This is a genomic window from Glaciecola sp. SC05 (assembly GCF_041380235.1).
Lineage (GTDB): Bacteria > Pseudomonadota > Gammaproteobacteria > Enterobacterales > Alteromonadaceae > Glaciecola.
Window position 1 is genome coordinate 23,715 of sequence record NZ_JBGIYY010000022.1, and the last position, 12,678, is coordinate 36,392.

14 protein-coding genes are annotated in these 12,678 nt (G+C 41.7%); 7 read left to right on the forward strand and 7 right to left on the reverse strand.

Going from position 1 to position 12,678, the window contains the following annotated elements:
* Window positions 1-85: 85 nt before the first annotated feature.
* Window positions 86-1,231 (reverse strand): endonuclease/exonuclease/phosphatase family protein, encoded by a 1,146-nt coding sequence (locus AB9H30_RS16975; protein ID WP_371195918.1) that lies wholly within the window; start codon window positions 1,229-1,231, stop codon window positions 86-88.
* A gap of 300 nt (window positions 1,232-1,531) precedes the next feature.
* On the opposite strand from AB9H30_RS16975, the gene AB9H30_RS16980 reads away from it, so the two are divergent.
* The 5 genes from AB9H30_RS16980 to AB9H30_RS17000 all read left to right on the forward strand — a co-directional run bounded on the left by AB9H30_RS16980 (window position 1,532) and on the right by AB9H30_RS17000 (window position 5,234).
* Window positions 1,532-1,987, forward strand: a complete 456-nt coding sequence (locus AB9H30_RS16980) for a TlpA disulfide reductase family protein (protein WP_371195919.1) — start codon at window positions 1,532-1,534, stop codon at window positions 1,985-1,987.
* A 32-nt stretch (window positions 1,988-2,019) separates the two neighbouring features.
* The gene (locus tag AB9H30_RS16985; protein ID WP_371195920.1) at window positions 2,020-2,292 is read left to right on the forward strand and encodes a DUF4266 domain-containing protein; all 273 of its coding nucleotides are present in this window, start codon (window positions 2,020-2,022) and stop codon (window positions 2,290-2,292) included.
* Entirely contained in the window at window positions 2,283-3,575 is a 1,293-nt protein-coding gene (locus tag AB9H30_RS16990) for a DUF3570 domain-containing protein (RefSeq protein ID WP_371195921.1), read from the forward strand. The genes AB9H30_RS16985 and AB9H30_RS16990 overlap by 10 nt, the downstream gene beginning before the upstream one ends.
* A 34-nt stretch (window positions 3,576-3,609) precedes the next feature.
* A complete protein-coding gene (locus tag AB9H30_RS16995) occupies window positions 3,610-4,503 on the forward strand; it encodes an FAD:protein FMN transferase (RefSeq protein WP_371195922.1) in 894 nt (297 codons plus the stop codon).
* A 125-nt stretch (window positions 4,504-4,628) separates the two neighbouring features.
* Window positions 4,629-5,234, forward strand: coding sequence for a class I SAM-dependent methyltransferase (locus AB9H30_RS17000; RefSeq protein ID WP_371195923.1), 606 nt, complete (start codon window positions 4,629-4,631; stop codon window positions 5,232-5,234).
* A 50-nt stretch (window positions 5,235-5,284) separates the two neighbouring features.
* On the opposite strand, the gene AB9H30_RS17005 is transcribed toward AB9H30_RS17000, so the two are convergent.
* On the reverse strand, window positions 5,285-5,809 hold the full coding sequence (locus AB9H30_RS17005; protein ID WP_371195924.1) for an N-acetyltransferase family protein: 525 nt from the start codon (window positions 5,807-5,809) through the stop codon (window positions 5,285-5,287).
* A gap of 244 nt (window positions 5,810-6,053) precedes the next feature.
* On the opposite strand from AB9H30_RS17005, the gene AB9H30_RS17010 reads away from it, so the two are divergent.
* Window positions 6,054-8,516, forward strand: a complete 2,463-nt coding sequence (locus AB9H30_RS17010) for a PAS domain S-box protein (RefSeq protein ID WP_371195925.1) — start codon at window positions 6,054-6,056, stop codon at window positions 8,514-8,516.
* On the opposite strand, the gene AB9H30_RS17015 is transcribed toward AB9H30_RS17010, so the two are convergent.
* From AB9H30_RS17015 to AB9H30_RS17030, 4 genes are all read right to left on the reverse strand, one after another.
* Entirely contained in the window at window positions 8,499-8,801 is a 303-nt protein-coding gene (locus tag AB9H30_RS17015; RefSeq protein ID WP_371195926.1) for a chaperone modulator CbpM, read from the reverse strand. The genes AB9H30_RS17010 and AB9H30_RS17015 overlap by 18 nt on opposite strands.
* A complete protein-coding gene (locus tag AB9H30_RS17020; protein WP_371195927.1) occupies window positions 8,798-9,748 on the reverse strand; it encodes a DnaJ C-terminal domain-containing protein in 951 nt (316 codons plus the stop codon). Before AB9H30_RS17020 ends, AB9H30_RS17015 begins: the two co-directional genes overlap by 4 nt.
* 89 nt (window positions 9,749-9,837) lie before the next feature.
* The gene (locus tag AB9H30_RS17025) at window positions 9,838-10,275 is read right to left on the reverse strand and encodes a universal stress protein (protein ID WP_371195928.1); all 438 of its coding nucleotides are present in this window, start codon (window positions 10,273-10,275) and stop codon (window positions 9,838-9,840) included.
* Window positions 10,276-10,416: 141 nt separating this feature from the next.
* A complete protein-coding gene (locus AB9H30_RS17030) occupies window positions 10,417-10,878 on the reverse strand; it encodes a c-type cytochrome (RefSeq protein WP_371195929.1) in 462 nt (153 codons plus the stop codon).
* 229 nt (window positions 10,879-11,107) lie between these two features.
* Here AB9H30_RS17030 and AB9H30_RS17035 point away from each other — a divergent pair, with 229 nt between their 5' ends.
* Complete coding sequence (locus AB9H30_RS17035) at window positions 11,108-11,806, forward strand: Crp/Fnr family transcriptional regulator (protein ID WP_371195930.1); 699 nt, start codon at window positions 11,108-11,110, stop codon at window positions 11,804-11,806.
* Between the two features lie 131 nt (window positions 11,807-11,937).
* On the opposite strand, the gene AB9H30_RS17040 is transcribed toward AB9H30_RS17035, so the two are convergent.
* Window positions 11,938-12,405, reverse strand: a complete 468-nt coding sequence (locus AB9H30_RS17040; RefSeq protein ID WP_371195931.1) for a hypothetical protein — start codon at window positions 12,403-12,405, stop codon at window positions 11,938-11,940.
* Window positions 12,406-12,678 lie beyond the last annotated feature (273 nt).

A 12,678-nucleotide genomic window follows, 5' to 3' on the forward strand; every position in this document is an offset into this window, starting at 1 on the left:
AAAGAGGTTCAGCGGGTGCATGCTCCACAACCTTGTCTGATCTTTTGCTTTGCCAAAATAGATCCTTGATACCTATCGGGCAAACTTAATGTTCGATGTTTAGTAGCGACCAAACCAATAAATGATCAGACGATGAGGCCCTGTCTTTGACTAAACGGTAGGTCTCTTCGTTTTTGCTAGGCCAATACACCCCATTTTCAACTACCGCTAAGCCATAATTCGATGGCAAAACGTAGTCAGCACGCATACCCCAACCGGCGGTATGGTATTTAGATATAGGGTTTTCAGGTACATGCAAATCACCACCTTTGCTTTGTGGAATAGCACGGTCGTTAACTAGTGGGCTATTCAGTAAACCAGTGATCGCCTCTTTACGAGAACTACCTTCGGTGCTTGATGCGTTCAAATCGCCTAATATCACAAATCTTGAATTTTCGGCCAATCCTCCGCGCATGCCATTGTCATCATAAATATAATCAGCCTTATTTGGCGTGATGTAGTCGAGCCACAGACGCACTTCATCATGATTGCGGGTGCCGTTGCGATCCTCGCTGCCATCAAACACCGGCGGGGTAGGATGAGAGGCTAATAAATGAATCGGGGTGCCATTTACTATTACTGGAATATCCCAATGAGATTTTGACGACAGTGGAAATTGCTCCCATATTTGGTCGTTGTAAAACGCTTCGCCTGTTTCAGGCACTATTGGCCGGAGTGCATCGGGCATATCCTTCCACTTAAAGTTCTGAAAGGTGCGCACCTTTGCTGTATCAATTGGGAAGCGAGATAACACCATCATGCCATAATGACCCTCAAAAAAGCCAAAGCCCCACGCGTCCCCTTGGGTGCCGGTGGCCTCTCCGTCTCCTGTTAAATCATAAGGACTAGGTTTGCCCGTATTAACTGGCGCATAGTAATAATACGGGTAGTCAATGGCTGATAACGATGCGTTTTGCGCCACATTCAAATAGCGCTCAATAAATACTTCAACACCTTGAGCAGGGTCTGGTATGTAATCAAATTCATTCAATAAAATAATGTCGGGGCGCACTCGCTGGATAATTTCAGCGATATTTTTGATTTGTTGATTGCCCTTTTTAAGCTGTTCGATTAACACTTGGTCGGTCGTTAACTCTGCGTTTCGGCCCACATAGTTGCTGGCATCCATACTGACGTTGAATGCCGCTATTTTAATTTGTGGGGTGGCAGCTGTGGTCGTTTTCAATTGCATGCAAGCAGTCAATGTAGTTATAAGTAAAAAACTCAAAAGAAGTTTAAACATCTTAGTCTCAAATACGAATGTCGTCGTGCGTCACAATAATAGAATTCGTTCAATAAATACAGATTAAAACCTTATATGTAGTGCGTATTTGCTAGTAGGCGTGCCCTAGAATTTAATTGAACACGCATAGTTAGTAAGCAGCATGATGTAAAAATAACATGAAATAAAAGAGATAAATGCCCTACCTTAAGGAAACCTTAAGGTAGGGCATTTATCCTTGTTTATCTCTTTTAAAACAGATAAGCGTCAATGAGAATTTTAATCTTTATTTTTACCTTATTTACAGCTCTTCCGAGCTTAGCCTCAGCACCTAACTTTCAAATTGATAGCGATACTGATTTGGCCGACTTAAAAGGTCAGGTGGTTTACATAGATTTTTGGGCCAGTTGGTGCAAACCATGCCGAGCATCCTTTCCATGGATGAACGAAATGCACCAGAAGTTTGCAGATAAAGGCCTAAAGATTATTGCGATTAATCTTGATGAAGATTCCCAAAATGCAAAAGCGTTCTTGTCAAAACTGCCTGCTGAATTTGCAATCGTTTATGACCCCAAGGGCAATATTGCCAAACAGTACAACCTAGTGGGGATGCCAAGCAGTTATATCATCGACAAATCTGGTGAGCTGCGCATATCGCATCAAGGCTTTTTTACGACAAAAGTCGCTGCATATCAAAACGAAATCACCCAGCTATTGGCGGAATAACTGACACATTCAACTTCTCTGTAGGTACCATTATGAATATAAAAAACAAGAAAACTAACAGCCCCAAACTAAAAAAGCAGCTTTCTGGAAACCTTACAAAAATTGCTATCTGCTTTGCGCTTTTGCAACTAGGTGGATGCGCAAGCTTAGGTGTTGAACCATGGGAGCGTGAATTGCTGGCCAGAGACGAAATGAGCTTAAATGCAGATGCGGTAGACATTGCCTTAGATGAACATATCTACTTTAGTAAAGAAGCCACTAGTGGCGGTAGAGCCTTTGCCGGTGGAGGTTGTGGATGCAATTAAAAAATCAAATGACAATCACCTCAGTATTGGCCGCTGCAACATGCGCCTTGCTAGGAACAACAGACGCAATCGGCCAAGAAAGCGAGCAAGCTTGGGAGTTTGATACCGCTATTTTATATTACGGTGAGACCGATCGCGTTAGTCTGCTGGAAGGCGTCGTCGCGGCATCAAAAGACTTTGGTGACGAGCATATATTCAGTGGCAAATTGGTATTTGACTCATTGACAGGAGCATCGGCATCAGGCGCTGTTGCGCAGCCAGGTTTGCAAACATACACAAGACCTTCAGGTAACGGTGAATATACGATTGAAGGCGGTGAACTGCCTTTGGATGATACCTTTAGAGATACGCGCGTGCAGTTAAATGGTCAATGGACACAGCCATTGTGGACAAATACACGAGGTAGCGCAGGCTTAAATGTGTCAAATGAATACGACTATTTATCTATTGGCGCAAACGGCTCTATAGCTAAGGATTTTGACCGAAAAAACAGGACGCTTTCATTGGGCCTGTCATATCAATATGACAGCATAGATCCAGTAGGGGGGGCTCCTGTGGCTTTCTCAAATATGTTATTGCGCTCAGATTTTGAAGGTGACGACGCCTTTGATACTGCTTTTCAAAATACCCGACAAAGCGACTCTCAAGACAAAACCACCGTAGATGTGTTGATAGGACTGACGCAGACGATTAACAAACGCATGATCATGCAATTTAACTATGGATTTTCAGTCGCCGATGGCTATTTGAATGATCCTTACAAAATGCTCAGCTCGGTAAATGGCGAAGGTATTACACAGTCATTATTGTTTGAAAGTAGGCCAGATAAGCGCACCAAACATAATTTTTATTGGCAAACTAAATATGCGATGGATAACGGTATGATTGATGTGTCATATCGCTTCGCTACGGATGACTGGGAAATAGACTCTCACACTATCGATAGCCGATTACGGTTTAATTTTTCAGATACGTCTTATGTTCAGCCTTACTTTCGTTATTATCAGCAAGAAGCAGCCGAGTTTTATCGACCTTTCTTAAACGATGGTGATGCATTGCCGATGTTTGCTAGCGCTGATTATCGCTTAGGTGAGATGAGCACGGTTACTTTGGGTCTGAAGTACGGCCAAAGATTATCCAATGGGCATGAATGGGGTGTGCGCGTGGCATATTATCAACAGACGCCTAAAAATGCAGGGTTTGATGAACCCGGCGTATTACAGGGCTTAGATTTATATCCTTCTGTTAAGGCAGTTATTGCGCAATTGAGCTATTCTTTTTAGTAAGTGAATAACTCGGTTTAAGCTTGTCAAAACGATGATAGAAACTAAACCTACCTTGAATTTTGAAGACGGCCATTTGTGTGGCCGTTTTTCTGCGATGGCAAGCCCCTGTGAAATTTTGTTTGATAGCACCGATAAAACGCGGATAGAACCTTATTTTCTGAAAGCGATTGCTGAAACTAAACGAATTGAAGCTAAGTACAGTCGGTACATCAGAGGCAATTTGCTGCATCGCATTAACCATAGCTTGGGTAAGCCCGTCCTTATTGATGATGAAACGTATCAATTGCTCAGTTTTGCTAACACCTGCTATGACATAAGCCATGGCATGTTTGACATTACATCAGGGATTTTACGGCAGATGTGGCGTTTTGACGGTTCTGATAATGTGCCTAGTGTGAAGGCGGTCGGTAAGTTACTCCCCTATATTGGGTGGCAGCGGGTTATTTATTCTGAATCACAGATTATCCTGCCCAGTGGATTTGAGCTCGATTTAGGTGGAATTGGCAAAGAATACGCAGTGAACAAAACCGCACAGCTTTTGAACGAAAGCTTATCTGACATATCGGTCCTGGTAAATTTTGGGGGCGATATTCAGGTGACACGCCCGCGGCAAGATGCCCCCTTTTGGCGCATTGGAATAGACAATCCAACTAAGCAAAATGGTACTGCGGTTGTTAATATTGCAAAAGGCGGCCTCGCTACGTCGGGCGACGCAAACCGATATTTAAAAAAAGGCACAAAGCGATATTCTCATATTCTTAATCCAGTTACGGGTTTCCCTATTGAAAATGCGGCTAGATCAATTACTGTAGCTAGTGAACAGTGTATTCAGGCTGGGCTTTTGGCTACCTTAGCTATTTTGCAAGGCGATAAGGCAGAAGCTTTTTTGAAGCAACAAGGGCTTACTTATTGGTGCTATAGATAGCGCATAAACACTTAATGAAGGCTGTAACTGTCTACTGGTGCTGTTTATGGGTTGCGCTCATCAGTCTCGTATAAAAATTTGAAATGAATACTCCAGAGAAAAAAATAAACTCCCAAGGATACGTTATGCTAAACGATTATTTCGCAACAAAAGCCAAAGAATACGAAAAGAATTCAACGCGAGTAACAAATGTTGCCAATATTTCCCAAGCGATTAGAAAAAGAATTACGTTTTCTACAGGCATGAAAATAATGGACTTTGGCTCAGGTACCGGACTGCTTCTAAAACAAATTGCACCTTTGGTAAAAGAGATCACGGCAATTGATGTATCCGAATCGATGATGAACCAGCTTGTTTTGCAGCAAGATACAATTGAATGTGAACTCAGGCCACTAATATTAGACTTGCAACATCAAGATCTAGACACTCAATTTGATGGAATAATTTCCTCTATGACGATGCATCACATTGAAGATGTGCCATTACTATTTAAACGTCTTTTTGACTTACTTGTGCCAGGCGGTTTCATCGCCATCGCAGATATCGATACAGAAGACGGCAGTTTTCACGAGCAAGATACGGGTGTACATCATCATGGCTTTGAGCGAGATTGGATTATGCAGGAGGTTAGCAATGCTGGCTTTTCCGATATAAGAATTGAAACGGCAAGCGAAATCGATAAACCACAGGGTTTGTATTCGGTGTTTTTGCTTACCGGCTTTCGCGAATAGTACGTTTTACTCAACTGTTAAATAGCGGCACTAAACCAAGAATAGCTCATTCAGGCATTGATAGAGTAGACTACTAAGGTCGAGTCTGTGGGAGCTATTTTTGAGGTCATGCCTAAGTGCTTAGCGAGCTGCAGCATTCTATAATTACTGCTCAATTCAATCGCATTTAGACGCTTTATATTATTTTGCTTAGCGTGCGCCCTTATTTTATCTATTAATAGAGACGCAATCTCCTCAAAAGGGTAATTGTCGGCTACAGTCACCGCCATTTCTCTTTCAGAAGGAGTTTTATCTAATGCATATCGGCATACACCAATCTCTTTTTCAGCACCGTCAACATTTATAGTAGCAACAAATGCCATGGTATTCACACCGTCCACTTCACAAAGTTTTTTTAACATGTAGGGTGATAGATCTTTAATACCTTCAAAAAATCGTTCGTACTTAGTTTGCATCGATAAATCATGCACAAATGCCGCTTCTATATCTTTGTCGTCTGGTGTTATCGGGCGAATAGTGATCGCTAAATTTCCTAACTGCACCAAGGTATGGTCTTTATTTATTACTTCACTCATCGTCGTTCTCACTTTGTTAATGCTTAAATTTCAATCGACTAATTATTTGTCAGCCATGTACTGAAAATTTGTTCTGCAGTTATAGTATGAGCATAGAGCATTCTAAACAATTAGGGCTTACCCAAGCAAAATGTGGTTGGTACGTAGTTAAGATTGCATCGGTATTTCATTCACCTTTAAGCAGTTTCGGATTTATCGAAAAAATGATGTAGGATAAGCACCTGCATGGAGTAACATGCGTCTTGTGAAAATCACATGGCATCGAACCAGATTAGACAACTTTGAGTCTCTATTAAACATGACTACCACTAAAGCAACTGCGCTAATTCAATTTTTACGGCGGCACACTATTTTATGGTATTCGCTTATCATAGGTGCTTTTGCTGCGGCTTTAATTACCATAACATTGACCTCCATAGAGGCGCAGGGCAATGCTCATATCAATCGTTTAACCCAAAACTCAGCAAATGGTATTGCGCTATTAATTGAAGATGATTTAAAAAAGCGCATGAGTACGCTCTCTGAATTTACCAAATTACCGCAATTGACGACCAATATGAGCGATGAAGAATGGCAGTCTATTAGTAAGGCGCTGTATGACGCGCAGCGTGGTTATCAAGCTTTAGGCTGGGTCGACAACAAATATCATGTTCTCAGAGTGACGCCAGTTACCGGCAACGAAATTGTTCAAAACTTCAATTTGGCGCTTAATCCTGAGGCACTTTCTGGCGCAATGAAAGCACAACAAACAAAGGGTGTTGCAGTTACTACACCGCTTAATTCTATCCATGGCGGCGCGGGTGTCGGTATCTATGTGCCGGTATTTAATCAATCAACTGGTGACTTAAAACTAGAAGGGTTTATTAGCGGCCTGTTGCTTTTTGAATCTTATGTGAATGGTATTTTGCCATCGTATTTATTGAGTGACCACCAAATTACATTGTTTATCAATGACCAAGAAATCTATTCAGATACGCCTAGCTCAGCAATTAGTAATGATGATTGGAGCCGGCAAGCATCATTTCAATTGGAGGGACAAATCTGGCAAGTTAGTATGCAGCCCAATCCAGAATTTTTAGAACAATCCCACTATAGAATGATGGCTATTTTAATGGTGCTCGGCGCTCTATTAAGCACGTTTATTACGATTGCTGTTTACACCGCACTTTCGGCAAGAAACAAAGCCAATGTGATTAAAGATGACCGCAACAAAGTCGAGCATTTGTTAAAAAACCTCCCTGGTATGGCTTACCAATCATTCGATACAGCCGATTGGCCTAGTATATTAGTTAGTGAGGGGTGTGAAGCGCTAACCGGGTACACCAAGCAAGAATTTGAAGTGCATAGCGTGTTGTGGGGAAAGATAATTCATCCGGACGATTATGACAGGGTCCATAAAACTGTGCATCAAGCGGTTTTTCAGAAGATACCCTACGAGTTGGAGTATCGAATAATAGCTAAAGACAAGCAGACACATTTAGTTTGGGAAAGAGGAGAAGCGGTTGTCTCACTGCTAAACGAAAAGCTCATTCTTGAGGGCTTTGTAACTGATGTGACCAATATAAAAGCGGCTGAAATAGAAGTGAAGCGAAGCCACGCATTTTCAGATGCTATTGTCGAGTCGGTTATTGAGGGGGTCATCACCATTGACCAAACGGGCAAAATTAAAAGCTTTAATAGTGCAGCCGAGCAATTGTTTGGCTACAGCGCCGCTGAAGTGAAAAATCAAAGCGTGAACATATTAATGCCAAGTAATGATGGACATGACTCTGAACATGACCACGATCGATATGTCGCGACATATATAAAAACAGGTGCCGCGCATATCATCGGCACCGGACGAGAATTAGAGGCAAAGCGCAAGGATGGTAGCGTTTTTCCTATTCACATATCAGTAAATGAAATACTGCATCAAGATGGCAGAATGTTTGTTGGTTTGATTCGCGACATCACCGCCCAACGCTTGAGCCAAGATCAAAGCCGCAAGCATATTGAACAAATGGCGCATGCAGATAGACTCAACTCTCTTGGTGAAATGGCGGCAGGCATCGCCCATGAGGTTAATCAGCCGCTGACGGCCATTTCGTTGTTCTCGCAATCGGGCAAAAGTTTTTGCAATAGCGGTAAATTTGAAAAACTGCCCGACATTTTCGAAAAACTAAGCCTACATGCTCGACGTGCTGGTGCTGTACTCGAACGCATGCAAACGATGACAAGACAAGGAGATAGAAATAAAGAGCACATAGAGTGCCGCGCAATCATAAGTGAAGTGATTAAACTTGCAGAATCTGAAGCACGTGTTCGAGATATCATAATTAAAGCAAGCTTTTGTAAATCGAATGCAAAGGTATATGTGGATCGCGTACAGATACAGCAAGTGCTGCTGAATTTGTTACGTAACGGAATGGAAGCGATGCAATCGATTGATTTGTCTCATGGCAATTTGATCACAGTCACTTGCAAGCAGACCGATGATAATCAAGTTGTAATTTCGGTAATCGACACCGGCTGTGGACTCGACAGCAGCATGAATGAGAAGTTGTTCACCGCGTTTTCTTCAACCAAACAGCAGGGGATGGGTATAGGGCTGTCTATTTCTAAAAGCATTATTGAGGACCATGGTGGGTCTATTCACTACGCAAAACATCCACCTGCAGGCTCTGTTTTTAGCTTCAAACTACCCCTAGTTTTAGAGCAGTCGGTCTAATAGCTGCTGAAGTTGTGCATTTTTTTGTTCTAGCATGTTGTTTTTTCTTATGAGTGAAATAACCATACTAGTGGCTACCCAGTCTATGTGTAGCTCTCGATTAATTTTAAGCGCTTTTTTTATCCAATAAGCAGAATCTAAATCGAATGTCCACTCGTCATACTGCTCAGCATCTAATGGTTTGGCGATACCGTATTCAATAATTTCAACAATCGTTTCATGGCTTATACCTTGATTATGGCAAAGCTCTTTTGAGGTCACTGTATACGAGATATTGTTTGTCACATTTCGCTCCAATCTTTTCTTGGATTATAAGATTCGGCCTTTGATAACTGCTCCCAAAGGGTTTTCGATTCTTCACTGGTAGTTGGCGGGATGTCAATATTTAGAATGGCGAACATGTCGCCTTGGCTTAATTTATCTTTTAATCCTTTGCCTTTTATTCGAAGCTTCTGACCACTGCGGCTATTGGGCGGAATGTTTAACTGAATTTTTCCATAAAGCGTAGGCACTGAGAGTTTTGTACCAAGCGCCGCCTCCCATGGCATAAGCGGAACCGTCAACAGTATATTACTGCCCTGCACATCGAAAAAAGGGTGCGGCACTAAGCGAATATGCAGGTACAAGTCACCGTTTAGTTGGTCGCCACTGCCTGGCGATCCTTGGCCCTTGAGTCGTATTCGCTCACCGTCTTTTGTACCTTGCGGGATCTTAACTTTTAGTGATTTTTTAATTTGCTGTACTTGGCCAGAACTCAACACAGGCATTATAAATTCGATATTTTTGCTGATGCCTGCTGCTGAATCTTCTAAAAAGAGCGGCACCTCCATTTCGATATCTTGGCCTTTGAACAAATCGCTGTCATTACCATATGCGCTTCGAGAGCGGCTGCGGCCGCCACTGCCACCAAATGCTTGGTTAAAAAAGTCAGAAAAATCAGCTTCAGAATATTGATTAGCATCGGCATGCGATTGAGATGTCCAGTCGGATGAAGCGCCAAATGGATCTGCTTTACCGCCATTTTTTTTGATATTGTCGTACTCAGCGCGTTTTGCGTCATCCTTTAATATTTCATATGCTTCAGCGACTTCTTTAAACTGTTCTTCAGCGTTATCTTGGGCGCTGACGTCAGGGTGAAATTTAAGCGCTAGCTTTCGATATGCCTTTTTAATTTCTTTAATGTCGGCATTGTCTTTAACACCTAATATCTTGTAATAGTCTTTAAATTTCATGCTTGCCTTTAAACAGAAAGTTGAAGTTGTATCAATATGCAAAGGCCTTTGTGCATGCCCAATAGTGCATTATTCCTTGATTCAAGGGCTTATTTATCATGCATTCTAACGGCTAACACATCTTGCTTAACGCCATGCAGCACGGCAGTTGCTGTTGAGCCCAAAAGTAATTTAATACCACTGCGACCGTGTGTGCCAATGACAATCAGATCGGCATGATGTTGATTAGCAATAGTTTGGATCTCGTCTGCAGGCACGCCACATTTTACATAAACCTTTTTGCTATTTATCCCGTGCTTCTTAGCGATTTCTTTTAGCTTTTTAGTGGCGCTTTTTACGATAGAAGCATCGTCTATATAGCTTTCAGCCATGCCATATAAGTATGGTTGAACGTAATATGACGATAAGGTGATGGTAACTAAACTGACGTCATCTGGTGATGTGGCTATATCAAGCGCTTTTTGAATGATATTTTCATATTCTGCGTGAATGTCGATAGCGACAAAAATCTTTTTATAGTTGCTCATGGTTTACCTCATATTTATATGGACATTAATTGATGCAATAGTTGCTCGAACAAGCACTTAATTGACAAGCGCGGCATGCTGGTATAGCTCCAGTAGATGCAAAGTCAGCGTGTTATATTTCGTTAACATTCTGTTTGCTTACTATGGTATGTAATAGTGTGAATAAGGTGTGTAAGGCATAGGCGTTACGCGATATTCAGGTTGCAAAAATGCAACAATATCTATGAGCTCCGTTACCGTCATAACATCATTATAGTTTTGCATAAGTGATTCACCGGTATCTTCGTTAGTAGTTTCCCACTTTGGGCCTTTTGATATGCGATGTGAAGGATTGATGATACTGGTAACAAGTTCGGCGTATGTCGTTATCTTGGGTGAAGCGCCACCCAACCTTATTTTTGTTGTGAGTGGACTGTCAATGGTGCTGTCGTCCATACCATCTAAAGTGTGACAGGCCATACATTGATGTTTTATAAAAACCAGTTTGCCTGCATCAACATTGCCTTCAGGAAGGCTAAATCCAGTTGGTGAGTCTGCACCTTTTCCACATCCCATCAAGAGCGCTATTAAGCTAGCAATAATGCATATATTGACTTTATTCATACTATTTCTCCTAGTCTTTATTGAGTTTCGTAGAATGATAAATTAAGCCTACATCAAGCTTCGTTTCAAAATTTGACGCGGGTCAAATAAGCTATTGTATTTCTGTGATTTCGAATAAGTAGTAGCCACAATTGCTTAAGTACAACTCCGAATATTCAGTAGATAGGGCTTGCTATAAGATGGCTAGAAATGACTGGTAAATGCCTTAGTTGTTTGCAAGGAGACAAATATGAATCATGCTGTAATCGAGAGAAAGCAAGAGAATAAGCAACAGATACATACTGCTCTAACGAGTTTGAATAGGCATGTTCAGTGCGAACCCACCGTTAACTTTTGTTCGCACAAAATATTTCAAAAGAAAGATGCATTGTATCGGGCGGGGGACCGTTTTGATGGCATCTATATGTTGCGGTCGGGCTCGGCTAAATCGGTGATTCATTCAAGCGACGGCGAACAGTATGTAGGAAACTTCTTACTGCCTGGCGACCTCATTGGGCTTGATGGATTCAGTCAGCATAGCTACAAGTGTAGCGTGGTTTTTTTAGAAACCAGTAGCGTCGTATTTTATAAAGAAGCGGATATCTACAAACTGCTTCAAAACTCAGACGTTTTTAGAACCGATTTGCTGCAACAAATGAGCACAGCATTAGTGCTTGAAGAAGAAAGGCAGTTGGCGCGCAGAGAGTTCTCAAGCAAGCAAAGAGTGGCGGCATTTTTACTTAATTATGCACAGCGCCTTAAATCTTGCGACTTGAGTCATGAAGCTTTTACCCTCACCATGTCGCGCACCGATATTGCAAATCATACCGGTATGGTGATCGAAACGGTAAGTAGAGTATTTAGACAGCTTGAACAAGAGAATTTGATTGCATTCAAACATCGTTATTTACGCATAGTCAACAAAGCGGGATTGCAAGAACTATTATGACCACCCCATAGTGGCAACAAGTTGAGTAAACGTTCGATGATTTTTCCCTTAGTTATTTTGCATTTGCTTGCATCACACTCTCGTTTGCTATGCCTTATTTTGGTAAATAAATGGTCGCTTGTGGCTAAGGCTTACCTATTTATGGAATGGCAGTTTGTGCATCCCCCTGCGACTTTGCCTGCATAATAGTAGTTTGGGTTTTGCAATGATGCTGCGTTTCTTGCCTGATCAACTTTAGCCGCAAAACTTTGCATTTGTTCTTGTAGCTTTGGATGATTTCCACCAGGCGATCCTTCCTTGAGCTTTGATGCAGTTCTTTCCATACCTTTTAATGCAATTATTACTCGTTCACGCTGCAATTCTACGCCACTTTCATTTGGTTCATAAAAATCACTTAGCGCACTGTCAAGTAGCACCATTTGCTGGGCTAATTTTGACATGTCAGAGCGAAGCTCAGCAGGCTGTGTATATTTAAAATCGGGCGGATAGGTCACTTTTCGTATCGATTCTGAAAATTGATTGCTACAGGCCGCAATGAACATTGCACAAGTGATCCCGACTATTGTGCCTGTACACCTTTTGATCGTTTGTAATCGCATGTTATATGACCTCAATAAAGGTAGTTTGCTGAACGTTTGAAGCGTTGAACACTTTATGTTTGAGGATAGTAGCAAACAGCTATCGGTCTTTTTTGATCAATATCAAAAATAAGCTCAAGGACTTAACTCACTTTTTTAGCCTGATAGAACCTGTTAATTGCTATTGCATTTTTGACATGCGTCAAACTCATCTTAATAGGGTGCTATATGATCATATTATGTTGATCTTGATCTTGATCTTGATGTTGATGTCGATGTCGAACGGTAAATATT